Origin of the sequence: Amycolatopsis bartoniae (genome assembly GCF_014191255.1) — a bacterium.
GTDB lineage: Bacteria > Actinomycetota > Actinomycetes > Mycobacteriales > Pseudonocardiaceae > Amycolatopsis_E > Amycolatopsis_E bartoniae.
In genome coordinates this window covers 155,532-181,680 of record NZ_JACHWH010000001.1, presented here as the reverse complement: position 1 = coordinate 181,680, position 26,149 = coordinate 155,532, and the positions used below count along the sequence as shown (strand labels likewise).

The window sequence follows — 26,149 nt, the reverse complement described above, 5'->3', positions numbered from 1 at the left end:
AGCCTCCAGTGGCGGCATCACTCACTGAGATAACGAACGTAACCCAGCGGAGTGACGCGTGCAGGATGGCCGGATTTCGTCAGCCCAACCGGCGACGCAGCCAGGTGTGCGCGAGCCCCGCTCCGGCCAGCGCGAGCGCGACCGCGGCGAGCAGCAGCGGGCCCTTCGCGGGCGCAACCGAACTGGCGGGCAGTGCCTGTGCGCTGCCGGAGTTCTGGGTGACGATGCTGGGGCTGGTGCCCGTCGGCGGAACGTCCTGCGGCAGGCCCGGGGCGTCCGGCGCGACGACGGCGAGCGGCGGGAGCAGGTCGGAGAGGTCGGAGAGGTCGGGCAGGTCGCCCACCGTCAGCGGTGACAGGGCCTCGACCGGGAACGACGTGAACTCCACGCTGCTCAGGCCGGGCTCCACCGGAGTCTCAGCCGAAGGAGTGGGCGCGGGAGCCGGAACCGGCTGCGGAACGGTCACGGGCGGGGTGGAAGGCGCCGGGGTTGCCGTCGTGTCGTCGTCGCTGAGCAGCGTGTTCACCGCGCCCTGCGCGTCCGCGCACAACACCCGGACCGCGCCGCTGCCGGGAACTTCGCTGACGTGCAACGCCTTCGCGGAATCGGCGACGTCCACCGTGACGAGCGGTTCCGGGATGGTTGGGCCGGTGCCGACGGTGAGCGGGCCCGCGTCGAGCGCCAGCGGCTGCCCGGGCTCGCCGAGCGTCGCGGCGCAGTCGCCGGACAGCGTCGGATCGGCCGCGGCGGGCAGGGCGAAACCCCCGGAAACGGCGAGGAAGAAGCCCAGCGCGAGGCTCCGCTTCACGATCTTGTGCATCTTTCCCCCTGTTTCCACGGCGTGTCGGCTCGCGTACGCAATGCAGTCACGCTACTGCATCTGCAGTAACGGGGACGCGGGCGGGAGCGCGGTAGCGTGGCGCCATGCAGATCGGTGCCCACGTCCGCGATGACGACCCGCTGTCCGCCGCACGCGAGCGGAACGCCGAGGTCGTGCAGTTCTTCCTGGCCGACCCGCAGGGCTGGAAGAAGCCGGTGCCCGCGCCCAGCGCGGCTGACATCGAGGCGGCCGGGGTCTCCGTTTTCATCCACTCGCCCTACGTGGTGAACGTGGCCTCGCTGAACAACCGCATCCGCATCCCGTCACGCAAGGCGGTCGCGCAGCACGCCGCGGCGGCGGCCGAGATCGGCGCGAAGGGGCTCATCGTGCACGGCGGGCACGTCCGCAAGGACGAGGACCCGCAGCAGGGCCTGCTCAACTGGGGAAAGCTGTTCGAGCGGCAGGCGGAGGACGGCGGGTTCGGTGTGCCGATCCTGATCGAGAACACCGCGGGCGGGGACGGGGCGATGGCCCGCCACCTCGACATGCTGGCGCGGCTGTGGGACGTGGTCGGCGAGCACGGCGCCGGGTTCTGCCTCGACACCTGCCACGCGTTCGCCGCGGGCTGGGAACTGGACGGACTGGTGGCGAAGATCAGGTCGATCACCGGCCGGATCGACCTGGTGCACCTGAACAACTCGCGCGACGAGTTCGGCTCGACCCGCGACCGGCACGCGAACGTCGTGCACGGCGGCGGCACGATCGACCCGGAGCAACTGGCGGCGGTGGCGAAGGAGGCCCGGGCGCCGGTGGTGGTCGAAACCCCGTCCGACGGCCAGGCCGACGACATCGCCTACCTGCGCGAAGCGCTCAGCTGACCGCGACCCGGGAGCCCAGCCCCACCACGTCCGGCGCCCTGTCGAGCACGCCGCCCGCCGGGTCGTCGTCGCCCACCAGGCGGACCTTGTCCAGCGCCGGGCGGTAGATCTCGCGCAGCACCAGCAGGCACAGCCCGGCCACGGCGACGTCCCGGACCACGACGAAACCGAGGAACCAGTCCTCCGGCAGGCCCTTGTGGTCCACGCCGAGGTAGTAGAACATCCGCGGCACCCAGACCAGCGCGTCGATGAGCATCCAGCTCAGCAGCAGCCGCCAGCGCGGGATCGCCAGCACCGCCAGCGGCACCAGCCACAGCGAGTACTGCGGGCTCCACACCTTGCTGGTCAGCAGGAACGCGGCGACGACGAGGAAGCACAGCTGCGCGAGCCGCGGACGCACCGGCGCGGTCAGCCCGACGTAGGCGACCCCGGCGCAGCAGAGCAGGAACAGCCCGCCGCTCACGATGTTGAGCCACGTCGGCGTCTGCCCCGGCTGCAGCAGCCCGTCGAACCCGGTCCAGCCGGTGAAGTACGAGATGACGTTGTAGAGGGAGTCAGGGTCCATCCCGCGCTGGCCGTTGAGCCGGAAGAACTCCCGCCAGCCCGCGTTGAGCGTCAGCGCCACCGGCAGGTTGATCGCGAGCCACACGGCCACCGTCGCGCCCGCCGTCTGCGCCCACTGCCGCACGCGGCCCGCGCGGATGCACAGCACCAGCAGCGGCCCGAGCAGCAACAACGGGTACAGCTTGGCCGCGGCGCCGAGGCCGAGCAGCACGCCGGCGAGCACCGGTTTGCGGCGGGCCCACGCGAGCAGTCCGGCGGCGGCGAACCCGGTGGCGACCGTGTCGAAGTTGGTGAAGGCGTGCACCAACACCAGCGGGGAGAGCGCGGCGAGCGTCGCGTCCCACGGTCTGCGTCCCGCCGTGCGGCCCACCGCCCACACCGTGACGAGCCACCCCACCGCGAGCCAGAAGGCGGTGATGTCGAAGTACACCGCGACCGGTAGCGCGCCGGGGAGCCAGCCCACGTCGTGCACGGCGAGCCAGCCCGCGGTGAGCTTCGCGTTGACCCACTGGAACAGCCCGGTGAGCACCGGGTACTCCATGTACCGGGTGGTGGCGTTCGGCGTGCCCGCGTTGTCGGTCCAGCTCGTGCGGTACGGGAACGTGCCCGCCTGGTCGAGCCGCTCGGCGCTGTAGAGCGGCACGATGTCGGAGTAGCACATCGCGACGTACGGGCGGCCGGCTCGCCAGTCGAGCTGGTTCTGCCCGTTGTCGTCGGTGTACTGCTGGATGCAGCTGGCCTTGCCGAACCAGCACAGCAGCAGCGCCAGCGTCGCCATCGCGAGCCCGACGCGCTGCGGCGACCAGAACCAGTGCCGCCCCACCGCCGCGTGCTCCCCCAGCGGCCCGCCGAGCGGTCTGCTGGCCGCGGCGACGAGCGGCTCGGTGCGGCTGGGCGCTATCCGCTCCTCGGGATTCAGCGACGCAGGCACGGGTTCGGTCGGGCTGGACACGCGCGCGATGTTACGGGCAGTGGGGTCGCGCCACAGTGAGAGCGGCCTCATTGCACGAAAGGAGCAGCCCTGGCATGCCCCCGAACCGGTCCTGTCCGAAATGTCCGGTGTCGCGAGAGCTGGCTGGGTGTTTGTGCGGTTTGATCGCTGATGCCGGAGACGCGTACTGGATCGGACAGCTCGACATCGACCGCGCATGGTCGGTCTCGGCGGTGGATCGCGCGGGGCGATTCAGACCGGAGATCAGTGTCGAGGGACCGGAAGTGACTTTGGCCGCCCCCGGCGTTGAGATCACGACTTCCCGATGGGGAGAGTCAGCCCCGACATCCGGAACCAGGCAGGCCGCGGCAATCGTGTCAGGCGTGGTGGCGCTGGTCCCGCCCCATCTCCGAATCTTTCGGCGGACGAAGTGGCGGCCAGGCTTGTTCAGTCTGCTGTCGACTTGGGGCTCCCTGGCCGGGACCCACAGTACGGCTTCGGATTGGTCGATCCGGTCGCGGCGCTGTCAGTCGAGGACTGGAGACATCTCCGACACCTATGAACTGCATGCAGGAAAGTTCCTGGGGTGAACTGCGCATGGTCGGGTGCAACATCAACGACATCTACCAGGACTGGTTCTGACGCAGGACGAGATCGGGGTGTCGTCACAGAGGCCTTCCGTGACGACACCCCGATCCATCAGCCATCCGGGTTCGTCGTCGAGTCACCCGTCCCGAAGTTGTTCCGGTTCGGCCACGAGATGCCCGTGGGCAGGCCGCTCGGCCTCGACACACTGGAGGTCGGGGACTCCGTAGTGCTGGTCACCGGGGGTGGAGTGGATGTCGTCGTCGGCGACGACGTCGTCGGCCGCGCCGACGAGGTGGGCGTCGGCTTCGTGGACGGCGTGTCTGTCGCCGTCGCAGTTTTGCCGATCGGATCCACTGTCGAGAACTTCTCCGCCGGCTTGTCCTTGAGGTAGTCGTCCATGAACTTCTGCCACAGCTGCGCCGGTAGACCGCTACTGGAGATCGGCTTGTTGTTCTTGTCCTTGATCGGTCCTGGTGTCGCCGTGCCCACCCAGGACGAGACGGCGATCGATGGCGTGTAACCGACCATCCACACGTCGCTGTTCATGCCGGTGTCCTTGTACTGCTGGGTGCCGGTCTTGCCCGCGCATTCGTGGCCCGTCGGGCATTCGAGCTTGGTGAACCCGATGACCGGCTTCAACGCCATGGTGACGTTGCCGCTGATCTGCTTGGACTTGTCGGCGGAGGAGGCGAATGCCGGCGTGTTCTCGGTCGGTGCCTGGTAGACGACGTCCCCGCCCGGGGTCGTGATCTTCTGGACGAAGTGCTCGTCGTGACGTACGCCGTCACCGGCGAAGGTCGCATAGGCGCTCGCCATTTCCAGCGGAGTGGCTTGGGTCGTGCCACCACCGATGGAGATATTGACGTCCTGAACGTTCTTCACCGTCGAGATGCCGGCCGCTTCGGCTGCCTTCACGACCGGACCGTAGCCGAGTCCCTTGTGCTGCGGCGTGCCGTCGTTATACACCATGCCGTAGAACACTGTGTTGGCGGAGATCTTCATGGCTTCGGCCACGGTGCATTCGCTTGAACAACTGTTGGAAGCGCCCGCGTTGGTGACGATTCGGGGTGTGCCGTCGGCGTTCTCGCCGAATTGCTGTGGTGAGGTCCCGTCGTAGGTCGTCCCGAGGCCTTTCCCTGTCTGCAGCAACGCGACGAGGTCGAACGGCTTGAAGGAAGATCCGGGGTTGCGGGCCGTGTCTGCCCAGTCACGCTCGTTCACGCCCGGTGTGTTCGGGCCCCCGTAGTAAGCCACGACGCTGCCGTCTTTCGGCGAGACCGCGACCATTGCGTCACGCAACTCTTGAGGTTGCCCCTTCATCACCTCGTCGACGGTTTGCTCCATCAGCTTCTGCGCCGATGGGTCGATCGTGGTGTAGATGTTGTAGCCGCCCGACTGGAGCTTTTCCTTCGAGTAGCCCGCGGCGTCCAGTTCGTCCTCAACCTGGTTCTGGATGAAGGACTCCGGCCCCTTGATCGCCTGCGGCTTGGTCTGGTCCTTCGGCAGCGGCGTCGGGAACTGCGCCGCCTGGCGTTCGGCCGCGGGCAGCCAGTTGTACTTGACCATGTTGTCCATGACGTAGTTCCAGCGCCACTGGACGTACTCGGTGTTCTCCGACTTGCTCGGGCCCTGGATGAGCCCGGCCAGCAACGCCGCCTCGGACGGGGTCAGCTGCGAGGCGTCCTTGTTGAAGTACGCGTGCGAAGCCGCCTGGATGCCGTAGGCGTTGCGTCCGAAGTAGACGATGTTCAGGTACGCCGTGATGATGTCTTCCTTGGGCTGGGTCTGGTTCATCTTGAACGACTTGACCAGCTCCGTGGCCTTGCGGGACAGCGTCGGCGCCTCGTTCTCCGTGGCCTTCTTGATGTACTGCTGGGAGATGGTCGAACCACCACCCTGGCCGCCGGTGAGGTTGTTGTAGACCGCCCGCGCGATACCGAGGACGTCGAAGCCGTTGTTGGTCTCGAACGTCGCGTCCTCGGCCGCGTACACCGCGTGCTTGACCGTGTCGGGGATCTGTCCGGGCTTGAGGATCTCGCGGTTCCCGGTGTCGGGGACCTCCTTGCCCATCACCGAGTTGTCCGCGTAGTAGTACGTGACCACCTGGCTCTGCTGCGCCAGCACCTCCTCGGGCGTGGGCACGTCGACGAGGAAGTACGAGATCGTGAACGCGACGGCGGGCACGATCACGAACAGGCCGAACAGGGCGTACAGCGTGCGCCGGACGATCTTCCACCGGCGTTTCTTCCGCTGGCGCGGCGTCAGCGCGGCCTTGCCCTTCTTGTCGCCTTCGTCCTCGCCCGGCTCGTCCTCGGGACCGAACTCGGCGAACCTGTCCTGCTGCTCGTCGTCGTAGTCGTCGTCCGGGTAGTCGTCGACGGGGCCGGGACCGCCGAGCGGGCTGTGCGTGAGCAGCCCGGGCTCGCGGTTCGGCGGGCCGGACGGAGGCGGCGGGCGGTGGTCCCCGCGGTTCTGCGGACCAGGAGGCGGCGGTCCTGGCCGGCGGGGCGGCACCGGACGGCCACCGGCGGCCGGGACGCGCCGCTGCGTCGGCCCGCCGTCGGGGTCGCCCCCGCCGGGCCACTGCGGCTGCTGCCCATCACCGGGCCACTGCGGGCCGCCCTGCGGCGGGCGCGGTGGTTCGCCGCCCGGACGTCGCGGAGCGCCACCCGGGCGCTGCCCAGGGCGCGGTTCCTCAGGCTCCTGACCTGGCCAGGAGCGGTTGTACTGGTCGTTCACTGATGAGCCTCCCAGAACGGCGGTTCGGGGTACGCCGCTGGTGCGGTCACGGTTGTCCTCCGGTCACTGCCCGGCGGTCCTCTTCGTCGGGCCGTGTGGTGTTCCCGTGCCCAGGACGTACGACAGCACCAGGTGGTTCCATCGGCACGCCCGGCAGACCTCGACGACGTGGACGGTGAACTCACCGAACAGGCCCTCCATGCGGGAGAGCTCGTCCGGGGTCCTCGCCGACCCGGCGACGTGCTTGAGCTCGTCGCCGTAGACCCACGAGACCTCCATCAGGTTTGCGGAGAGGCAGACCGGGCACTCCGCCTGCGCCGGCTCTCCGTGGAACTTCGCCGCCCTGAGCAGGTACGGGTCCGCGTCGCAGACGTCCTTCCTACCGAGGCGACCGGCGCGGAAATCGGTCAGCAACGCGCGGCGTTGCAAGCCGTAGTCCACGACGTGTCGCTGCTTCTGCACGAGGACAGAGTACGTGCCCGGCGTACGGTCGCCATGAGCTGTTCTGCCGAAAGGTCTCGTCGGGGTGGAGGAACACGCCGACGGTTCGATAACTCCTCGGTGAACTTCACCACTCGTTTCGGGTGAACCCCGGGTGATCCGGATCGTTAGTTACGCCACTTCGATGTATCGGCCCGATATAATCCGGCGTTAGGTTGACGTTATGCCGTCGTTTGTCGCCCGGAAGGGGGTGCACCGTGCTGGAGTTCGCCATACTCGGGCTGCTGCACGAGGCGCCGATGCACGGGTACGTGCTGCGCAAACGACTGCACGAGACGCTCGGCATGTTCCGCACGTTCTCTTACGGCTCGCTGTATCCGACTCTGCGGAGGCTGCAGCGGGCGGGCTTCATCGTCGAGGAGGCCGATGAGGTCGGTGAGCACGCGAAGCCACAGTCCAGGAGCAGGGTCCGGCGCGCGAGGAGGGTGTACAAGCTCACTGCCGAAGGCAAGGAGCACTTCGCCCAGCTGCTCGGCGACGCCGGCCCCCAGACCTGGGACGACGAAGGCTTCGGGGTGCACCTCGCGTTCTTCTCCCGGACCCCGGCGGACGTGCGGATGCGCATCCTGGAGGGCCGGCGCCGGCGCGTGGAGGAGCGCCGGGAAGGTCTACGGGCCGCCATGGCCAGAGCCGAGGAGAAGATCGACCGCTACACGCGCGAGCTGCACCGGCTCGGCCTGGAGAGCAGTGAGCGCGAAGTCCGCTGGCTCAACGAGCTGATCGCGCACGAGCAGGCCGAACAGCGCGGCATGCAGAAATGACCGCCGCGCACCCTCATTTCTGCGGACGAGCAGCACTGACCTGTCAAGAAACGACCGAAGGAGAAACCGGCATGGGCGACAACAGCGGCCGCGTGAAGGTGGCCATCGTTGGCGTCGGCAACTGCGCGGCATCACTGGTGCAGGGGGTGCACTACTACCGGGACGCCGACGAGAGCGCCCGGGTCCCCGGCCTGATGCACGTGCGGTTCGGCCCCTACCACGTGCGGGACGTGGAGTTCGTCGCGGCGTTCGACGTGGACGCCAAGAAGGTCGGGCGTGACCTGTCCGAGGCGATCCTGGCCAGCGAGAACAACACCATCAAGATCGCGGACGTGCCGCCGATGGGCGTGCCGGTGCAGCGCGGGCACACCATGGACGGGCTGGGCCGGTTCTACCAGGAGACCATCCAGGAGTCCGACGAGCAGCCGGTCGACGTGGTCGCCGCGCTGCGCGAGTCGGGCGCCGAGGTGCTCGTGTCGTACCTGCCGGTGGGTTCCGAGGCCGCCCAGAAGTTCTACGCGCAGTGCGCGATCGACGCGGGCCTGGCGTTCGTGAACGCGATCCCGGTGTTCATCGCCTCCAACCCGGAGTGGGCGCAGAAGTTCACCGACGCGGGCCTGCCGATCGTCGGTGACGACATCAAGTCCCAGGTCGGCGCCACCATCACGCACCGCGTGCTGGCGAAGCTGTTCGAGGACCGCGGCGTCCAGCTCGACCGCACCATGCAGCTGAACGTGGGCGGCAACATGGACTTCAAGAACATGAAGGAACTGGAGCGGCTGGAGTCCAAGAAGGTCTCCAAGACCCAGGCCGTCACCTCGCAGGTCGACCGCGACATGGGCAAGGCCAACGTGCACGTCGGCCCGTCGGACTACGTGCAGTGGCTCGACGACCGCAAGTGGGCCTACGTCCGGCTGGAGGGTCGCGCGTTCGGCGACGTGCCGCTGAACCTGGAGTACAAGCTCGAGGTGTGGGACTCGCCGAACTCGGCGGGCATCATCATCGACGCCGTCCGTGCCGCGAAGATCGCGCTGGACCGCGGCATCGGTGGCCCGCTGCTGTCCGCTTCCTCCTACTTCATGAAGTCGCCGCCGGAGCAGTACAACGACTCGCAGGCGCGCGACTCCGTCGAGGCGTTCATCCGCGGCGACCTCGAGCGCTGACCCGCTCCCTCCCCCGGTCCTCACCCGGCCGGGGGAGGGCGGCGGCCTGGTCCACTGGATGTACGTACAGTCAAACGGGTCCGGGCTCCGGTGCTCTCCGGCAGGCAGTGAAGAGGGGGTCTGCCGGCGAGCGCCGGTTTTTTCCGTCAGTGAAGGAGTGCGGTGCCCCGGTCGGCGAGCCTGAACGAGGAGATGCGGGCGGAGTCGCGGCAGAAGATCCTGGCCGCGGCTCTGCAGGTGTTCGCCGAGAAGGGCTACCACGGCGCGACGATCACGGAGATCACGCGGCGGGCCGGGGTGTCCCGCGGCCTCGCGTCCTACTACTTCCCGAACAAGCACCTGCTGGTCGGTGAGCTGGTCGACGCCTACCTGGACGGGGTCGCCGCGATCATCGACGTACCGGGGACGCCGGACGAGCGGCTGGCCGCGATCATCGACGGCGTGCTCCGCGGGCTGGTCGGGAACCTCCCGGTGCAGGGCGTGATCCTGGGACTGGTGGTGCAGCCGTCGACGCACCGGATCTTCGCCGAGGTCGAGGCCCGCAAGGAGGAGCGGCTCCGGGAGCTGGAGGACAACCTGCGCGGGTTGTTCGAGCGGCGGGGCGCGGCGGATCCGGCGCTCGAAGAGGTCATGCTGCGCAGTGTGCTCGAAGGGGTCATCTACAAGGCCGTGGTCTACGGCCCGCAGTACCCGGTCGAGCGAGTGCGGCGGTGGTTGTACGGCACCTACGGGTTGTCACCGCCCGCGACAACGTTGTCAGGCGAGGAGCCGCAGCCCGTCGGGCGGTTGCGGGCGATCGACCGCGGCTTTTAGAGCTTGGCCGGTAGTTCCGAGATATCGCCGAGCACGAACGCGACCTCGGCGAGCACTGCGGGGTCGGGCGGGAAGTGCGGGTTCGGCACGGCGTAGACGGCCATGCCCGCGGCGAGCGCCGAACGCAGCCCGTTGGTGGTGTCCTCGACCGCCGCGCACGTCTCCGGTCGCACGGCCAGCAGCTCGGCGGCACGGAGGTAGACGTCCGGCGCGGGTTTGCCCGCAGCGACCTGCTCGCTCGACACGGCGACGCGGACGAGCCCGGTCAGTCCGGTGGCCTCCAGGAAAGCCCTGATCAGCACCGGTGGCGACGAACTGGCGATCGCCACGGGATACCGCTCGCCCACCGCGCGGACGGTGTCCTCCGCGCCCGGCAGGACCGGCGGCCCGTCGGCGTAACGGCGGGCCATCTCCTCGACCACGACCTCGGCGATCCGCTCGGGGGTGAGCTTCGCGCCGAGGTCGTGCACCAGGTAGCGCGCCCACTCCGGGGTGCTCATCCCCTGCATCGCGCGGGTCGCTTCGCCGGTCCACTGCCCGCCGTGCTCCGCGACGACCGACCGCCGCACCTCGTCCCACGTCCGCTCGGAGTCGACGAGCACGCCGTCGAGGTCGAACACCACCGCATCCATGACCGGCACGGTACCGGCGTCAACCGAGGATCGCGCCCAGTAGCGGGAGCCGCCGCAGCTCGTCGGGGGTGAACGTCAGCCCGGCCAGCGCGCATATCGCGCGCATCAGGATGTCGTAGTCGGGCTCCCCCGGTTCGAGGTAGTCCAGTTCGACTGTGCCCGCGACCTCGAACGCCGTGCGGAGCTCGGGTGGCAGGCCGGGCAGGTCCTCCGCCAGGTCGAGGTTGTCCCCGTTGATGTTCGCGACCTCCTCCCCGTCGACGGCGTAGACGAGGCTGGTGTCCGCGTTGATGGTGAACACGCTCGTGGCCGCCGCCCGGCCGCCGACGGACAGCGCGACCGTCTCCTCGTCGGACACGGTGTGCCCCGAGTCGTCGTAGACGAAGGTCCACTCGCCCACGCGGCCGGCGACCAGTGCTGCGGCGGTGCCCGGTTTGACGCCGAGGGCGGCGCCGGGCAGCGAGGTCCACTCGTCCGGCTTCTCGGCCGGTAACTCGCATGGGCGGACCAGGTGGGGTTTGACGCCCAGTGCGTCCAGCACTTCGGCCGGTTCGAGGCCGCGCACGACGTGCAGGGCGTGGTTGGGGTCGTCGTTCGCCAGTTCGGCGATCCAGAGCGGCGTGCCCTCGGGGTCGAGGGTGTCCGGGGGGAACGAGGGTGTCGGCACGGCGGGAAGGGTAGCGCTGTCCGAAAAGCGGCCTTCCTGTGAGTCGAATTACTTCGACACCCTAACTAATATTGCTTAGACTAGCTAAGTGAAGTCCGGAGTGCACGAGCTCGCGCACGAACTGCGCCCCCTCGTCTTTCGCCTGTACTACATGGTTCGCCGTCTCACTCCCCAGCACCAGCTGACCCTCACCCAGGGTTCGGTGCTGACCGAGCTGGTCACCGGCGGGCCGCGCCGGATGAGCGTGCTCGCCGAGCTCGAAGGCGTACGCCAGCCGTCGATGACCGACCTGGTGCGCCGCCTCGAACGGCTCGGGCTGGTCACCAGGACCGGTGATCCCGAGGACCGGCGCGCCGTGCTCGTCGAGGCGACCGACGCGGGCAGGCGCTACCTCGAAGAGGTCGTCGTCGCCCGCGAGGAGTTCCTACGGGAGCGCCTCGCCGCTCTGGACCCGGCCGAGCGCGCGGCCATCGACACCGCGCTGCCGGCCCTGCGGAGGCTGATCGATCCAGCCAAGAAGGAGGAGTTGCTGGATGAGCGGTAAGGCTCATGGGAGCTTGCTCGACGCGGTGAAGGGCCAGCCCAAACAGGTCTGGATCACCGCGTTCGCGGCGGTGATCGCGTTCATGGGCATCGGGCTGGTCGACCCCATCCTGCTGTCCATCGCCGACGGCCTGCACGCCACGGCGTCGCAGGTCACGCTGCTGTTCTCGTCGTACCTCGGCGTCCAGGTGCTGGCCATGCTGGTCACCGGCGCCGCGAGCGCGCGGTTCGGGCCCAAGCGCACGGTGCTCTCCGGACTGGTCCTGATCGTTCTCGCGACGGCGTTCTGTGCGGCCGCGGGCTCGATCACCCAGCTCGTCGCGCTGCGCGCGGTGTGGGGTCTCGGCAACGCGTTCTTCATCGCGACCGCGCTGTCGGTGATCGTCGGTGCCGCCACGGGCGGGCAGGCCGGCGCGATCCTGCTGTACGAAGCCGCGCTCGGGGTCGGGCTCGCGGTCGGGCCGTTGCTCGGCGCGCTGTTGGGCAGCATCTCGTGGCGCGGCCCGTTCGTCGGCACCGCGGTGCTGATGGCCGCGGCGCTGGTGCTGTGCTCGATCTTCCTGAACCGCGACGCGCACGAGAAGCGGCCGAAGATCCGGCTGTCCGACCCGCTGCGGGCGCTGGCCCACAAGGGCCTGCTGCGCACGTCGATCGGCTCGGCGCTCTACACCGCCGCGTTCTTCACCGTGCTGGCGTGGACCCCGTTCGTGCTCGGCTGGGGCGCGGTCGCGGTCGGCCTCATCTTCTGCGGGTGGGGCCTGTGCGTCGCGGTCGCGGGCGTGGTGCTGGCGCCGAAACTGGCCCACCGGCTCGGCGAGCGGCACGCGACCGCGGTGTCGGTGCTCGGGTACGCGGTGCTGATGCTGGTGCTCGCGGTGCCGAGCAAGCCGGTCGTCGTGGTCGGCGTGATCGTGTCCGGGCTCATCTCGGGCCTGCTGAACACGCTGTTCACGGGCACCGCGATGTCGATCAGCGACGCGCCGCGGCCGGTGGCCAGCGCGGGCTACAACTTCTGCCGCTGGCTCGGTGGCGCGGTGGCCGCGACCCTCGTCGGGCACGTCGCCGACTGGCTCGGTTCGCAGCACGCCCCGTTCCTCGTCGCGGCGGTGCTCTGCGTGATCGCGGGCGGGCTGCTGTTCGTCAAGGAGAAGTCAAGGGATCCTCGCGAAGTCCCACAGGAAGCAGCACTGATCGGCGAGGAGCTTTAGACTTCGTTTACCTTCAGTTTGAGTGCACTAGGCCTTCGTCGCTTACCGTCACGGGCGTTCCCCTGACTGAGTGATGGAGGCCCTGTGCTGTCTCTGCCCCTGTTCGCGCACTCCGGCAGATCGTCGGTGACCTGCGAGTACCGCTGCGGCAACGCCTGTGCCCACGAGGCGCCGAACACCTCCGACAACGAGTACTTCGGCGACGTCGCCAAGAACGTCCTCTCCCGCCGCGGGGTCTTCAAGGCCGGTGCCGTGATGGCGGCCGCCGCGGGCGGGTTCGCCGCGCTGTCCGGGACCACCGCACCGGCCGCCGCTTCCCCCGTCGCGCTCACCCGGCCGGGTCGTCCCGTGCCGGGCACGGACTTCACGCCCGTCGCGCCGAACCGGGCCGACGCGCTCACCGTGCCGCCCGGCTACCGGCAGAACGTCGTGATCCGCTGGGGGGACCCGGTGGTGACCGGTGCGCCGAAGTTCGACCCGGCGAAGCAGACCGCGGCCGCGCAGGCCAAGCAGTTCGGCTACAACAACGACTTCGTCGGTCTCATCCCGAACGGGCACGACCGCTGGCTGATGGTCGTGAACCACGAGTACACGACCGAGGTCCAGATGTTCCCCGCCGGCCAGTACGACGAGGCGAACCCGACCCGCGAGCAGGTCGAGGTCGCGTGGGCGGCGCACGGGCTCTCCGTGGTGCAGGTGGAGAAGGACCGCCACGGCGGGCTGAAGGTGGTGCCGAGCCGATACGGGCGCCGCATCACGCTGGACACCGAGTTCGAGGTCCGCGGTCCCGCGGCGGGCTCGAAGTACCTGAAGACCTCCGCCGACCGGACGGGCCGCCGCGTGCGCGGCACACAGAACAACTGCTCGGGTGGCGTGACCCCGTGGGGCACCGTGCTGTCCGGCGAGGAGAACTTCCACCAGTACTTCGCCAACTCCGACAAGGTGACCGACCCGGTCACGCAGGCACGGCTCAAGCGCTACGGCGTCGGCACCGGCACCAGCACCCGCAAGTGGGAGCGCTTCGACAAGCGCTGGGACGTCTCGCAGGAGCCCAACGAGCCCAACCGGTTCGGCTGGGTCGTCGAGATCGACCCCAACGACCCGCACTCGACGCCGGTCAAGCACACCGCGCTGGGCCGCTTCAAGCACGAGGCCGCCAACGTCAAGATCACCAAGGACGGCCGCGTCGCCGTCTACTCCGGGGACGACGAGCGCTTCGACTACATCTACAAGTTCGTCTCGAAGGGCAGGTACAAGCCCGGCAACAGCGCGCTGGCCCGCCGCCACAACATGGCGCTGCTCGACGAGGGCACGCTGTACGTCGCGAAGTTCACCGGGGACAGCCCGGCGAGCGAGTTCGACGGCAGTGGCAAGCTGCCCGAGGACGGCGAGTTCGACGGCACCGGCGAGTGGATCCCGCTCGTGAGCGGAAACAAGTCCTTTGTGGACGGTTTCACCGCCGAGGAGGTCTACGTCTTCACGCGGCTGGCCGCGGACAAGGCGGGCGCGACGAAGATGGACCGGCCCGAGGACATCGAGCCGAACCCGGTCAACGGCCGCATCTACGCCGCGCTGACGAACAACACCGACCGCGGTGCGGCGGGCAAGGCCGGCGTGGACGAGGTGAACCCGCGCAACGGCAACAAGAACGGGCACGTGCTGGAGTGGGAGGAGGCCCGCGGCGACGCGGCGGCCACGAAGTTCGCGTGGCGCCTGCTGCTGGTCTGCGGTGACCCGAAGACGGCGGACACCTACTTCGGCGGTTTCCCGAAGGACCAGGTCAGCCCGATCTCCTGCCCGGACAACGTGGCGTTCGACCCGTACGGCAACCTGTGGATCTCCACCGACGGCAACGCGCTCGGCTCCAACGACGGCCTGTTCTCGGTGCCCGTCGCCGGCGCCGAGCGCGGCCACGTCAAGCAGTTCCTCACCGTGCCGATCGGCGCCGAGACGTGCGGCCCGGTGGTCACCAGCGACTTCGTCGTGGTGGCCGTGCAGCACCCCGGTGAGAACGGCACGCCGACCGCGCCGACCTCGCACTGGCCGGACGGCGGGACCTCACTCGCGCGTCCCGCCATCGCCTCGGTCTGGCGCGACTGACGGCCTGGCACCCAGCGCGACGGCCACCAGGGCCCCGGCGACCATGCAGGCGCCGACGACCCACAGGCCCGTGCGCTGGGTGCCGGTCAGGTCGCGCAGCCAGCCGGTGAGGTACGGCGCGACGAACCCGCTGATGTTGCCGAGCGAGTTGATCAATGCGATGCCTCCCGCGGCCGCCGCACCGCTGAGGAACGTCGACGGCAGCGCCCAGAACGTCGGCAGCGCGCAGCACACGCCGACCGCGCACACGGTCACCGCGACCATCGCCGCGTACGGGTTGCCCAGGTACAGCGCGATCGGGATCGCGGCGCCACCGATGAACATCGGCAGCGCGACGTGCCACTTCCGTTCGCGGGTACGGTCGCCGTGCCGCGCCCAGAACACCATCACCACCGCGCCGACGACGTACGGGATCGCGTTGACCAGTCCGGACTGGACGATCGACAGTTTGGTACCGAACTGCGCACCGAACCCGGCGATGATCGTGGGCAGGAAGAACCCCAGCGCGTACAGGCCGTAGGCGATCGCGAAGTAGACGAAAGCGAGCGTCAGGATCCGCGGGTGGGTGAGCGCCTTCTTCAGCGGCCAGTGGAACTCGGTCTCCTTCGCCTGACGCTCGCGGTCCAGCTCCGTGGTGAGCCACTGCCGCTCCTCCACGGTCAGCCACTTCGCCTGTTCGGGCCGGTCGGTGAGGTAGAACCAGGTGACGAACGCGAGCAGGATCGCGGGAATCCCCTCGACGAGGAACATGAACCGCCAGCCGGACAGCCCGAAGATCCCGTGTCCGTGGGCGATGAGCAGGCTGGAGATCGTGGAACCGAGCGCCGAGGACACCGGGATCGCGGTCATGAACAGCGCGACCGCCCGCGCCCGCTGCGCCGCCGGGAACCAGTACGTCAGATACAGGATGATGCCTGGGAAGAACCCGGCCTCGGCCACGCCGAGCAGGAACCGCAGGATCACCAGCGTCGTCGGGTTCGGCACGAAGGCCAGCACCGTCGCGACGATCCCCCACGTGATCATGATCCGGGCGAGCCAGCGGCGGGCGCCGAACCGGTGCAGCGCGAGGTTGCTCGGCACCTCCAGGATCAGGTAACCGAGGAAGAAGATGCCGGAGGCGAACCCGAACGCGGTGGAGGTGAGCCCCAGCTCCTTGTTCAGCCCGTTCGGGCCCGCGAACCCGATGTTCACGCGGTCGAGGTAGTTCACGAAGTACAGCAGCGCCAGGAAGGGCATGACCCGAACGGCGACCTTGGTGAGTACGCGGTCGCCCGCGCCGGTGGTCTTCGTCGACATGCATGGCATTTCATGGCACCCCGGTCCGTCCGTCAAGGACCGATTACCGTGGGGGTATGTCGGAATCTCCCCTCGCACTGGTCACCGGCGCCTCCCGAGGCATCGGCGCCGCGACCGCCCGCGCCCTCCAGCCGCACTATCGTCTCCTGCTCGGCGGCCGGGACGCCGAGGCGCTCGAGAAGCAGGCCGCGGACCTGCCGGGGGCGACGGCCTGGCCGGTGGAGCTGACCGACTTCGCCGCGCTGCGCGAGGCCGTGGCCGGCATCGAGCGGCTGGACGTGCTGGTCCACTCAGCCGGCGTGGCGCAGCTGGGCACGGTCGAGGAGACGGACGCCGAGTCGTGGCGCCGGCACTTCGAGGTCAACGTGGTCGCCGTCGCGGAGCTGACGCGCCTGCTGCTGCCCGCGCTGCGAGCGGCGCACGGGCACGTGGTGGTGATCAACTCCGGGTCGGGGATGAACGCCAAGGCGAGCTGGGGCGCGTACGCGGCGAGCAAGTTCGCGGCCCGCGCCTTCGCCGACACGCTGCGGCTGGAGGAGGAGCCGAACGGCGTGCGCGTCACGTCGGTGTTCCCCGGGCGGACGGCCACCGGGATGCAGGAGGCGGTGACCGCCGCCGAGGGGCTCGAGTACCACCCGGAGCAGTACCTGCGCCCGGAGTCGGTGGCCGCCGCGGTGCTCGGCGCGGTGACCGCCACGCCGGACGCCCATCCGACCGAAGTGGTGGTCCGCCCCCGGCGCCGCTAGCCCCGGATCCTGGCCGCCGATTCGCGCACTTCGGCGTACGCCTTGTCGCGGTCGTAGCGGGTGGGCTCGCCGTCGGCGAGCACCTGCTCACCGGCGACCCACACGTCCCGCACCCGGTGGGAGCCCGCGGCCCACACCAGGTTCGACAGCAGCTGCGGGTCGGGCACGTCCAGGCCCGTCGCGAAGGCGAAGCCGTCGGTCTCGACGTGCACCAGGTCGGCCCACCGGCCCGGCTCCAGCGCGCCGATGTCGTCCCGCCCCAGCGCGTCCGCGCCGCCGCGGGTGGCCATCAGCAGTGCGCTCGCCGCGTCCAGCGCGGCCGAGTCCTGTGTGGACAGACGAGCGAGCATGGCGGCGAGCTGGATCTCCTCCCACAGGTCCAGGTCGTCGTTGCTGGCCGGGCCGTCGGTGCCGAGACCGACCGGCACGGTGGCCGCCCGCAGGTCCGCCAGCCGCGCGATGCCCGACGCCAGCTTCCCGTTCGAGCCGGGGCAGTGCGCGACACCCGTGCCGTGCTCGGCGAACAGCTTGACGTCCTCATCGGACAGGTGGATCGCGTGCGCCGCGAGCAGCCTGCCGTCGAGCAAACCGGTCTCCTTCAGCAGCCGCGGCACGGAACCGTGCTCCGCGCGCTGCTGCTCGTCCTCGTTCGCCGCCTCGGCGACGTGGATCTGCACCAGCGCACCGCGCGCCGCCGCGGCTTCCGCCGTCAGCCGCAACGCCTCCGGCGGCAGCATGTACGCCGAGTGCGGGGCGAACGACAGCTCGATGCGCTCGCCCGGCCCGAAGCGCAGGCCGTCGGCGTCGATCCAGCGTTCGGCCGCGCGGATCATCGCGTGCCAGTCGATGCCGGGCAGGTCGATGATCGGGCCGCCGAGTACCGCGCGGGCACCGGTGGCGAGCACCGCGTCGGCCATCTCCTCGGGGTGGAAGTACATCTCGGCGCTGGTGGTGACGCCGTGGCCGAGCATCTCCAGCGAGCCGAGCACCATGCCCGCGCGGACGTCCTCGGCGCGCAGCTTCGCCTCGGCGGGCCAGATGATCTCGTTGAGCCACCGCAGCAGCGGCAGGTCGCCGCCCATGCCGCGCAGCAACGTCATCGGGCTGTGCGCGTGCGTGTTCACCAAGCCCGGCAACAGGATCCCGGACAACGCGGTGACGGCAACGGGTGCGGCCGGCGCCGCGGAAACCGGGCCACAGTAGGTGATGCGGCCGGAGTCGTCGACGTCCACCGCGCCGTCGTGCACGACGGAACAGGCGGGATCACAGGGCAGGACAACAGGAGCGGTGTATCTCGACGGCATCAGTCCATCAAACCACTGCGCCACGCCCACGCCGCGATCTCCACGCGGTTGCGGGCACCGATCTTGCCCTGCACGGCGGCCAGGTGCGTCTTCACCGTGGACAGCGACAGGAACAGCTCGGCGCCGATCTCGGTATTGGTCAGCCCGCGCGCGGTGGCCCGGACCACGTCGAGCTCCCGTGCGGTCAGCGGTTCCTTTGGCTGCTCGACGTCCCGCCGGGCCCCGCCGCCGTTGAAGTGCTTGAGCAGCCGCACGGTGATCTGCGGCGACACCAGCGCGTCCCCGCGCGCGGCCGCCCGCACGGCTTCGATCAGCAGCGCCGGGCCCGCGTCCTTGAGCAGGAAGCCGCTCGCGCCGTTGCGCAGCGCAGTGTGGACGTACTCGTCGAGGTCGAACGTGGTCACCACGACGACCTTGAACGGGTCGGCGACGTCCGGGCCGGCCAGCTGCCGCGTGACCTCCAAGCCGTCGAGCCCGGGCATGCGGATGTCGAGCAGGCACACGTCGGGGCGCAGCTCACGCGCCTTGCCGACGGCCGCGACGCCGTCCGGCACGTCGGCGACCACCTCGATGTCGTCCTGGCTCTCCAGGATCATGCGGAACCCGGTGCGCACCATGCTCTGGTCGTCGGCGATGAGCACCCGGATCATTCGTTCTCCCCTTCGAGCGGCAACCACGTTTCCACGACCCAGCCTCCCGCGACCGGACCGGCCGAGAGGCGGCCGTGCAGCAGCTCGACCCGTTCCCGCATTCCGACGAGACCGTAGCCCCCCGATCCCTCGGCGGGCCGCTGGTGCTCCAGTTGCCCGTTGTCGCTCACCCGGATGTGCAGTTCACCGTCGATCACGTCGACCACCACCAGCGCCTGCGTCGCGCCCTTCGCGTGCCTGCCGACGTTGGTGAGGGACTCCTGCACCAGCCGCAACGCCGACCGCGCGACCTCCTGCGGGATGTTCGGCGGGATGCGCATGGTGAGCGCTGTCGGCACGCCGTGGTGACCGGTGTCGACCAGCTTGCGCAGGTCCGCCTCCAGGTCGGTGGTGGCCTGCTCGGTGGCGTCGGCGGCGCTGCGCATGCTGCGCACCAGGCGCCGCATCGCCACCAGCGCCTCGGCGCCCGCCTCCTCGATGCGGCCCAGCGCGTCCATCGCCAGCGCCGGGTTGCGGTCGCCCATCAGCTTCGCCGCCTGCGCCTGCACGACGATTCCGGTCACGTGGTGGGCGACGACGTCGTGCAGCTCGCGCGCGAGCGCCATGCGTTCGGACGTCTGCGCCTCGGTGACCGCGGCCTCGACCACCTTGGCGCGTTCGGAGTCCCGCGCGCGGAAGTACAGCCCGACCGCGACCGCGATGCCCAGCACCAGCAGTGCCGCCAGCGCGAGGTCACGCAGGTTGTTCAGGAGGTAGAAGCTGTTGTGCGAGTAGACGTTCGCCGTGGTGGTGAGGCCGACCGCGACCGACAGCAGCCCGATGACGGTCCACGCCTGTCGCGGCCGGACCGTGCGCACCAGCAGCACGACGAAGACGGTGCCCGCGGCGATCTCGGTCAGCGGCAACGCCCGGAAGGGCAGGTCGTACGAGCTCGGGGCGAGCCAGTGGAGCACGCCGGACAGCAGGATCACGCCCGAGAGCAGCACTCCGGCGAGGATCGGCCGCTGCGTGGCGTAGACGACGAGCGCCGCGCTCGCGATCGAGCACAGCAGGAGGAGGTAGGCGCGCGGGCCGGAGTCCAGCGCCTCCGACAGCTCCAGGAACAGCGGCAGGCACAGCACGCCGATCAGCGGCCACTGGTCGCGGAGCAGCCGGTTGAGCGCGTTGGGCTCCTTGGTGGTGGCGGCCTGTTTGCGCAGCCGGAGTCCGGCGGTCACCGAGGCGGCGAGCAGCACCGCGCCGAGCAGCAGCGTGAGGACCATCCGGTCGGAGTGGAAGTTCGTGCCGCTGCGCAGCTCGGCGGCGAACAACGCCGCGACCACCAGGCTGCTCACCGCGGCGAACGCGAGGTTCGGCCGCAGCCGCCGCACCGCGAAGAACACCAGCTCCACCCCAGCGACCGTCTCGGTCAGCGACAGGTCGTTGAGCAGCGTCGAGTACGCCGTGGCGTGGGTGATCCGGATCAGCACCGTCGAACCGACGAGCACCGCGGCGCCGCCGAACGACCCGCGTGCGGGGTGCTCTCGGGACCACAGCGCACACGCCGAGATGGCGAAGATCCCGGGCAGCAGCACCAGATCGCGCCCGCGTGGGCCGGCGTCGTCGAACGCGGCCGACAGCACGATCAGCACGTCGACGAACAGTGCCGCGAGCAGCACGACGCCTTCGAGACCCAGCCAGCGCCAGGCCGCAGAGACACGATCGGAAAACGGCACACCGGAACGGTAGAGGATCCGGAGGCGTCCGCACCTTGGCCGGGCGGCCACCCCACATCGGCCGATCGGCCGATCCGGGCCCGTCGGCCCGGCTGCCAGCCTGGTCGGCATGAATCCACAGTGGAACGACCGGGCCGTGTTGTCCGGACGGGGTCTGGTGAAGCGGTACGGCACGCAGTTCGCACTGGCGGGGGTGGACATCGACGTGCTGGCCGGGGAGGCGATCGCGATCGTCGGTCCCTCCGGGTCGGGCAAGACGTCGTTGCTGCACGTGCTGGCCGGGATCCTGCGGCCCGACGAGGGTGAGATCAAGCTCGCCGGGCAGCGCGTCGACCAGCTGTCCGAGAAGAAGCGCAGCGAGCTGCGGCGCAGCGAGTTCGGGTTCGTGTTCCAGCAGGGCATGCTGGTCGCGGAGCTGACGGCCGAGGAGAACGTGGCGCTGCCGATGCTGCTGGGGGGCGTCGGGCGCAAGCAGGCGCTGGGGACGGCGCGCGAGTGGCTGCAGCGGCTCGGCCTCGGTGGCCGGGGCGGCAGCAGGCCGGGTGAGCTGTCCGGCGGGCAGGCGCAGCGGGTCGCGATCGCGCGGGCGCTGACGCACCGGCCGAAGGTGATCTTCGCCGACGAGCCGACGGGCGCGCTCGACACGCGCACCGGCAAGGAGACGATGGACGCGCTGCTGGTCGCGGCCGCCGACGGTGGTGCGTCGGTGCTGATCGTGACCCACGACAGGGAGCTCGCCGCGTCCCTGCCGCGCACCGTGACCATCCGCGACGGGCGGATCTCGCAGGCCGTGGGGGCGGTCGCGTGAACCCGGTCCAGCTCGCGTTCCGGGTGCTGCGGGTGGACGGCCGCACCCGGACCTCGACGATCCTCATGGCGGTCGGCGTCGCGGTCGCGACCGGGCTGGTGCTGCTGCTGGTCAGCCTGCCGTTCGCGACGCAGGCCAGGGCGGAGCGGTCGATCTGGCAGGAGCCGGACTACCGTTCGAGCGGCTCGTCGATGCTGATCACGCAGGCCACCGACATCAGCCACGGCGAGCAGATCGTCCGCGTCGACGTCGCGTCCACTTCGGACAGTCCAATCGCGTTGCCGGCCGGGGTGCCGCGGTTCCCCGGTGCCGGCGAGGTGCTGGTGTCGCCCGCGTTGTTCGAGCGGATGCACGCGCTGCCCGCGGCCGAGCTGGCCGACCGGTTTCCCGGCACTGTGGTCGGCACCCTCACCGACGACGCGCTGGAGTATCCGGACCAGCTCGTCGCGCTGGTCGGGCACGCGCCCGAGACGATGCCCACCGGTGCCTACCAGACGAACGGTTTCCGCCCGGCCACCGACGCCGAGGTCGACCCGCTGCTCGGGCTGCTGGCCGGGGTCGGGGTCGTGGTCCTGGTCGTGCCGAGCCTCGTGCTGGTCGCGTCTTCGTCGCGGCTGACCGCGGCCCGGCGGGAACGGCGGCTCGCCGCACTGCGGCTGGCGGGCGCGACGCCGGGGCAGGTCACCGGGATCGTCGCGGCGGAGACGGGGATCGCCGCGGTGGTCGGTGCGCTGCTCGGGCTCGCGGTGAGCCCGGTGCTGCACGGGCTGGCGACTCTCGTGCCGTGGGGCGGTGGCACCTGGCAGGCGTCCGACTTCCAGCTGCCCGCCGGGGTGACGGTGCTGCTGGTGGTGGCGATGCCGGTGCTCGTCCTGGTCGCCGCGGTCGCCGGGTTGCGCCGTGTGGTGAGCAACCCGGTCGGGGCGGTCGCCGCGCACACGCCGAAACCGCTGCGCGCGTGGCGGTTGCTCGCCCTGCCCGTCGCGGGCTTGGTCTTCTTCTTCGCGGTCACCGGGCACTCGTCGAGCGGGCTGCCGGTGCTGCTCGGCCTGCTGCTGGTGGTCGGCTCGGCGGTGGTCGTCGGGCCGTGGCTCACCTTCGCGGTGGGCCGGATCTTCGTGCAGCGCTGGCGGAAACCGGCGGGGCTGCTGGCCGGACGGCGACTGCTGGACGACCCGCGAGGCGCGTACCGGGCGTCGGCGGGCGTGGTGCTGGCCGTGCTCATCGGTTCGATGGCGCTCACCCTGATGCCGAGCTTCGAGGGCATGGCCGGGGGCGGCGGTACCTACCGGGACTCGGTGCTGTCGCTGGATGTCGCACCGGACCAGGCGGCGGCGCTGACGGCACAGGCCAACGAGCGGCTCGCGGCGTACGGGCAGCGGGCGCGCGCCACGGAGATCGGCGAGGTGAGGCTGTCGTCGGTGAACGGCAGCGACATCGTCGCGATGGTGATGCCGTGTGACCAGGCGACGCAGCTGCTGCGGCTGAACCTGCGGTGCCAGCCGGGGCCGGCGGTGTACGGAGTGGACAACCTGGCGGGCTGGCGCGTCAGCGGGCTCAGCGGCGAGCCGGGCGTGCCGCTGGCTCCCGGCGTCCAGAGCCGCCCGCTCGCACCGGAGGACTCCGCCGCGTCGGTGCGGGCGGTGCTCGACCCGGCCGCCTTGCCCGCGGGTGTCGTGCCCGAGTTCTTCGCGGTCGCCGCGACGACTGACGGCAGCGACCCCGAGGTGGTGCGGACGGCGCTCAGCGTGAGCGGCGGGAGTGTGTACAGCCGGGACGTCTACCTGGCGGATCAGCAGTCCGAGCTGGGTGACCTGCGCCGCGTGACGATCATCGGGCTGGTGGCGGCCGCCGTGCTGGCGGGGTGCAGCGCCGCGATCGCCACCGCGGGCTCGGTGATGGACCGCCGCCGCACGTTCGGGGCGCTGATGGCGGCGGGCACTCCGGTGCGGTTGCTCTCCCGCGCGCTGCGCGCGGAAGCCGCACTGCCCGCGCTCGTCGCGACGATCAGTGCGGGCGCGATGGGAATGCTCGTCGGCCTCGGGCTGTTCAGCATGATCAAAGAGGGGCACGAAAGGGCGTCGGCGGTGCTGACGCCGTGGTTGCTGGCGCCGGTGGTGCTCGGCCTCGGGGTGGCCGTGCTCGCCGCGTCGGTCTGCACGCCCGCTCTTCGGCGGGTGCGGGCGGAGCCGCTGGCCGACGAGTAAGGGGGCTGGTCGGGGTCGCCGCCTTTCGTCGGGGGAAGGCGGCGGCTCCGGTCAGGCCGGCAGCCGCTCGAAGATCAGGTCGCGGCTGATCCGGCCTTCTTCGTTCGCGCGCTGCTCGAACTTCGTCACCGGACGCCAGCTCGGGCGCGGCGCCCAGTCCGGAAACCTGTTGCGCAGCAACGGTTCACCGCTGCACACCTCCAGCATCTGGTCGGCGTAGTGCGCCCAGTCGGTGGCCAGGTGCAGCATCCCGCCGGGTGCGAGCCGCGACGCCACTAGGTGGATGAACTTCGGCTGGACCAGTCGGCGCTTGTGGTGCCGCTTCTTCGGCCACGGGTCGGGGAAGAAGATCCGCACCCCGGACAGCGACTCGGGGGCGATGTGCTCGGTCAGCAGCACGACGGCGTCCCCGTGCAGCAGCCGCAGGTTCTCCAGCGCGAGCTTCTCCGCCCGCAGCATCAGCTGGCCGAGGCCCGCCTCGTACACCTCGACGGCGACGTAGTTGACCTCCGGCTCCGCGGCGGCGAGCTGGGCGGTGGTCTCGCCCATCCCGGAGCCGATCTCCAGCAGCACGGGAGCGGACCGGCCGAACCACGCGGCGAAGTCGATCGGGCCCTCGGGCAGCTGCGCCACCTCGCGGCCGAGCTCCGGCCAGTGCTGCTCCCAGGCCCGCTGCTGCCCGACGGTCATCCGCCCGCCACGCTGCACGTAGCTGACGACGCTGCGCAGCCGCGGTTGTTGCTCGCTCTCCACCAGCACAAGCTACCCAGAGTCCGATTGGCGTAGCGGTGCAGGTAGCGGAACCTCAGCCGCCCTCTCGCTCCGGGATCGCCTCCTCATGAATGCCAATTCACCACGTCGGCGCTGTCCTCGCGAGAGGACGCCTGAGAACCCGCGGCGGTGCCGGTGGACGGCCCACACTTCACGCGGTCGAGGTCAGCGCACCGCCTCGAACTCCCCCAGGCGGGAGCGCAGCCCCGCCAGTCCGGCGACGGCGATGGGCGCCGGGGTGGTGCCGTTGTGCGCGGGCAGCACGTCGATCCAGCCGTCGTGCCTGCTCGTGTTCAGCAGCGTCGTCGGGATGCTGTGGCCGGAGCGACCGCGTTCGGACGGCAGGAACTCCCAGTAGCCGGACTCGCCGTCGGCGACCCACGGCACGTACTCCCAGCCCGGGCGACGCGACAGCAGCTGCGCGATGCGGTCCTCGACCCGGAACCCGTCGGCGCGCGACGCCAGCCTGCCTTCGGCCAGCGCACGCAGCCACCACGGGCACGGGATCGTCTCCCCGCTCGCGCGCACGGCGCGGTACAGGCTCAGGACCTCGGCCTCCGGGGCGCGGTGGATCCAGGCGCGGCGGATCTCCGCGGGTCTGGTCGCCATCGCGGCGTCGCGGGGCAGCTCGATCGCCTGCGACCACTGCAGCCCGTCGAGTGGTTCGAGTAGCGGGGGATACGCAACGCTGCGCGGGGCGGGAACGGGGATACCGATTTCGCGTCCGACGTCCACCGTCAAGGGGCACCTCCAGGGGGTTTCCTGACGTGGTGACACCCATGATTCCTGCTCAACTGAGCAATGTCCGCTCCCTGTGAGCCCGCACACAGATCATTAACGACCTCTTAACCTGAATCGGCTAACGGTCACCCGCAATTAATCGATGACGCGCGCCGAACGGACGAAGGCCCGGGCCGCCCCCCGATCGGCGGCCCGGGCCTTTCTTCTTCCCCTGGTTCCCCTGTGGAAGGTCCTAGGCGTCGCGGCGCTTCGCGACGCTGATGGCGATCGCGAGCAGGACGGCCGCGATGCCGGCGAAGTAGAGCAGCGCCCACCCCTGGTCCAGCGGCGAGGTGGACAGCGGGGCGCCCGCCGCCGCGTCCCGGCCCGCGTTCGTGGCGCCCGAACCGGTCAGGAACTTCTCGGCCACGTTGAACGGCATCCACTTGTAGATGTCGTCCCCGATGCTCGGGATCAGCCGGATGAGGTTCTCCACCGCCAGCATGTAGATGAGCAGCAGCGCGATGGCGCCCGCACTGTGCCGGAGCAGGATGCCGACGGCGATCGCGATGACGGCGGCGACGGCGTAGAGCACGCCCACCCCGGCGACGTTGATCCAGTCGGCCCCGCTGTTGAGCGCCAGGTCCGCGTGGGGCTTGAGCACGTTGGCCAGCGCCCACGAGCCGAACGCGCTCAGCTCGCCGACGACCAGCGCGAGCACCGCGACCACCGTGGTCTTCGCCAGCAGCGCCGACGCGCGGTGGGGCACCGCCTGGAAGGTGGTGCGGATGGTGCCGAAGCGGTACTCGGTGGTGACCGACAGCGCCGCCAGCACCATGATCACGGCCATGCCGAAGCTGTAGCCGAACTGCGTCGACGAGACGGTGGCCGGGAACGTGTTGTCGTTCGCGTTGCCGACGACGAGCGCCGAGAAGCCGATGGTGACGACGAGCGCGATCAGCGCGCACCACCACGGTGAGCGCGTGGTGAACAGCTTGATGCGTTCCACTGCGAGCAGAGTCAT

At 70.2% G+C, this 26,149-nt stretch carries 23 protein-coding genes; 10 read left to right on the top strand and 13 right to left on the bottom strand.

Annotated features, from left to right (window positions below; translation table 11 throughout):
• Positions 1–79: 79 nt before the first annotated feature.
• The gene (locus tag FHX82_RS00945; RefSeq protein ID WP_145932410.1) at positions 80–820 is read right to left on the bottom strand and encodes a hypothetical protein; all 741 of its coding nucleotides are present in this window, start codon (positions 818–820) and stop codon (positions 80–82) included.
• A gap of 104 nt (positions 821–924) precedes the next feature.
• Here FHX82_RS00945 and FHX82_RS00940 point away from each other — a divergent pair, with 104 nt between their 5' ends.
• Positions 925–1,698 (top strand): deoxyribonuclease IV, encoded by a 774-nt coding sequence (locus FHX82_RS00940; protein WP_145932411.1) that lies wholly within the window; start codon positions 925–927, stop codon positions 1,696–1,698.
• Here the strand turns inward: FHX82_RS00940 and FHX82_RS00935 are convergent.
• The 3 genes from FHX82_RS00935 to FHX82_RS00925 form a co-directional block, all read right to left on the bottom strand.
• Positions 1,691–3,214: a glycosyltransferase family 87 protein gene (locus FHX82_RS00935; protein WP_229880763.1), complete on the bottom strand. Its 1,524-nt coding sequence runs from the start codon at positions 3,212–3,214 to the stop codon at positions 1,691–1,693. The genes FHX82_RS00940 and FHX82_RS00935 overlap by 8 nt on opposite strands.
• Positions 3,215–3,892: 678 nt before the next feature.
• Positions 3,893–6,295 carry a transglycosylase domain-containing protein gene (locus FHX82_RS00930; RefSeq protein ID WP_145932413.1) on the bottom strand — a complete coding sequence of 801 codons (2,403 nt, stop codon included), beginning with the start codon at positions 6,293–6,295 and terminating at the stop codon, positions 3,893–3,895.
• 288 nt (positions 6,296–6,583) lie between these two features.
• Positions 6,584–6,982 carry a DUF5318 family protein gene (locus tag FHX82_RS00925; protein WP_145932414.1) on the bottom strand — a complete coding sequence of 133 codons (399 nt, stop codon included), beginning with the start codon at positions 6,980–6,982 and terminating at the stop codon, positions 6,584–6,586.
• 236 nt (positions 6,983–7,218) lie between these two features.
• Here FHX82_RS00925 and FHX82_RS00920 point away from each other — a divergent pair, with 236 nt between their 5' ends.
• From FHX82_RS00920 to FHX82_RS00910, 3 genes are all read left to right on the top strand, one after another.
• Positions 7,219–7,782: a PadR family transcriptional regulator gene (locus FHX82_RS00920; RefSeq protein WP_145932415.1), complete on the top strand. Its 564-nt coding sequence runs from the start codon at positions 7,219–7,221 to the stop codon at positions 7,780–7,782.
• A 71-nt stretch (positions 7,783–7,853) separates the two neighbouring features.
• Positions 7,854–8,945, top strand: a complete 1,092-nt coding sequence (locus tag FHX82_RS00915; RefSeq protein WP_145932416.1) for an inositol-3-phosphate synthase — start codon at positions 7,854–7,856, stop codon at positions 8,943–8,945.
• Positions 8,946–9,107: 162 nt separating this feature from the next.
• A complete protein-coding gene (locus FHX82_RS00910) occupies positions 9,108–9,758 on the top strand; it encodes a TetR/AcrR family transcriptional regulator (protein ID WP_145932417.1) in 651 nt (216 codons plus the stop codon).
• On the opposite strand, the gene FHX82_RS00905 is transcribed toward FHX82_RS00910, so the two are convergent.
• Positions 9,755–10,390 (bottom strand): HAD family hydrolase, encoded by a 636-nt coding sequence (locus tag FHX82_RS00905; RefSeq protein ID WP_145932418.1) that lies wholly within the window; start codon positions 10,388–10,390, stop codon positions 9,755–9,757. The two genes, FHX82_RS00910 and FHX82_RS00905, sit on opposite strands and share 4 nt — an antisense overlap.
• Positions 10,391–10,409: 19 nt before the next feature.
• Positions 10,410–11,057, bottom strand: a complete 648-nt coding sequence (locus tag FHX82_RS00900) for a DUF6461 domain-containing protein (protein WP_145932419.1) — start codon at positions 11,055–11,057, stop codon at positions 10,410–10,412.
• Between the two features lie 151 nt (positions 11,058–11,208).
• Here FHX82_RS00900 and FHX82_RS00895 point away from each other — a divergent pair, with 151 nt between their 5' ends.
• The 3 genes from FHX82_RS00895 to FHX82_RS00885 all read left to right on the top strand — a co-directional run bounded on the left by FHX82_RS00895 (position 11,209) and on the right by FHX82_RS00885 (position 14,908).
• Positions 11,209–11,601, top strand: coding sequence for a MarR family winged helix-turn-helix transcriptional regulator (locus FHX82_RS00895; RefSeq protein WP_260171910.1), 393 nt, complete (start codon positions 11,209–11,211; stop codon positions 11,599–11,601).
• Complete coding sequence (locus FHX82_RS00890; protein WP_145932421.1) at positions 11,591–12,808, top strand: MFS transporter; 1,218 nt, start codon at positions 11,591–11,593, stop codon at positions 12,806–12,808. Before FHX82_RS00895 ends, FHX82_RS00890 begins: the two co-directional genes overlap by 11 nt.
• An 84-nt stretch (positions 12,809–12,892) precedes the next feature.
• Positions 12,893–14,908, top strand: coding sequence for a PhoX family protein (locus tag FHX82_RS00885; RefSeq protein ID WP_145932422.1), 2,016 nt, complete (start codon positions 12,893–12,895; stop codon positions 14,906–14,908).
• Here the strand turns inward: FHX82_RS00885 and FHX82_RS00880 are convergent.
• Positions 14,867–16,204, bottom strand: coding sequence for an MFS transporter (locus tag FHX82_RS00880; protein ID WP_145932423.1), 1,338 nt, complete (start codon positions 16,202–16,204; stop codon positions 14,867–14,869). The genes FHX82_RS00885 and FHX82_RS00880 overlap by 42 nt on opposite strands.
• Positions 16,205–16,260: 56 nt before the next feature.
• Between FHX82_RS00880 and FHX82_RS00875 the strand changes: the two genes are divergently transcribed.
• Positions 16,261–16,950, top strand: a complete 690-nt coding sequence (locus FHX82_RS00875) for an SDR family oxidoreductase (RefSeq protein WP_145932424.1) — start codon at positions 16,261–16,263, stop codon at positions 16,948–16,950.
• Here FHX82_RS00875 and FHX82_RS00870 read toward each other — a convergent pair.
• The 3 genes from FHX82_RS00870 to FHX82_RS00860 are packed head-to-tail and all read right to left on the bottom strand — an operon-like array spanning position 16,947 to position 20,619.
• Positions 16,947–18,254 (bottom strand): amidohydrolase family protein, encoded by a 1,308-nt coding sequence (locus FHX82_RS00870; RefSeq protein WP_145932425.1) that lies wholly within the window; start codon positions 18,252–18,254, stop codon positions 16,947–16,949. The two genes, FHX82_RS00875 and FHX82_RS00870, sit on opposite strands and share 4 nt — an antisense overlap.
• A complete protein-coding gene (locus tag FHX82_RS00865) occupies positions 18,254–18,904 on the bottom strand; it encodes a response regulator (protein WP_145932426.1) in 651 nt (216 codons plus the stop codon). Before FHX82_RS00865 ends, FHX82_RS00870 begins: the two co-directional genes overlap by 1 nt.
• The gene (locus tag FHX82_RS00860) at positions 18,901–20,619 is read right to left on the bottom strand and encodes a sensor histidine kinase (RefSeq protein ID WP_145932427.1); all 1,719 of its coding nucleotides are present in this window, start codon (positions 20,617–20,619) and stop codon (positions 18,901–18,903) included. Before FHX82_RS00860 ends, FHX82_RS00865 begins: the two co-directional genes overlap by 4 nt.
• A 109-nt stretch (positions 20,620–20,728) precedes the next feature.
• On the opposite strand from FHX82_RS00860, the gene FHX82_RS00855 reads away from it, so the two are divergent.
• Positions 20,729–21,427, top strand: coding sequence for an ABC transporter ATP-binding protein (locus tag FHX82_RS00855; RefSeq protein WP_145932428.1), 699 nt, complete (start codon positions 20,729–20,731; stop codon positions 21,425–21,427).
• Complete coding sequence (locus FHX82_RS00850) at positions 21,424–23,634, top strand: FtsX-like permease family protein (protein WP_145932429.1); 2,211 nt, start codon at positions 21,424–21,426, stop codon at positions 23,632–23,634. The genes FHX82_RS00855 and FHX82_RS00850 overlap by 4 nt, the downstream gene beginning before the upstream one ends.
• A gap of 51 nt (positions 23,635–23,685) precedes the next feature.
• Here the strand turns inward: FHX82_RS00850 and trmB are convergent, their stop codons facing one another.
• The 3 genes from trmB to FHX82_RS00835 all read right to left on the bottom strand — a co-directional run bounded on the left by trmB (position 23,686) and on the right by FHX82_RS00835 (position 26,149).
• Positions 23,686–24,387 carry a tRNA (guanosine(46)-N7)-methyltransferase TrmB gene (trmB, locus tag FHX82_RS00845; RefSeq protein WP_145932430.1) on the bottom strand — a complete coding sequence of 234 codons (702 nt, stop codon included), beginning with the start codon at positions 24,385–24,387 and terminating at the stop codon, positions 23,686–23,688.
• A 183-nt stretch (positions 24,388–24,570) separates the two neighbouring features.
• Positions 24,571–25,146 carry a hypothetical protein gene (locus FHX82_RS00840; RefSeq protein ID WP_145932431.1) on the bottom strand — a complete coding sequence of 192 codons (576 nt, stop codon included), beginning with the start codon at positions 25,144–25,146 and terminating at the stop codon, positions 24,571–24,573.
• A gap of 232 nt (positions 25,147–25,378) precedes the next feature.
• Entirely contained in the window at positions 25,379–26,149 is a 771-nt protein-coding gene (locus FHX82_RS00835) for an ABC transporter permease (RefSeq protein WP_145932432.1), read from the bottom strand.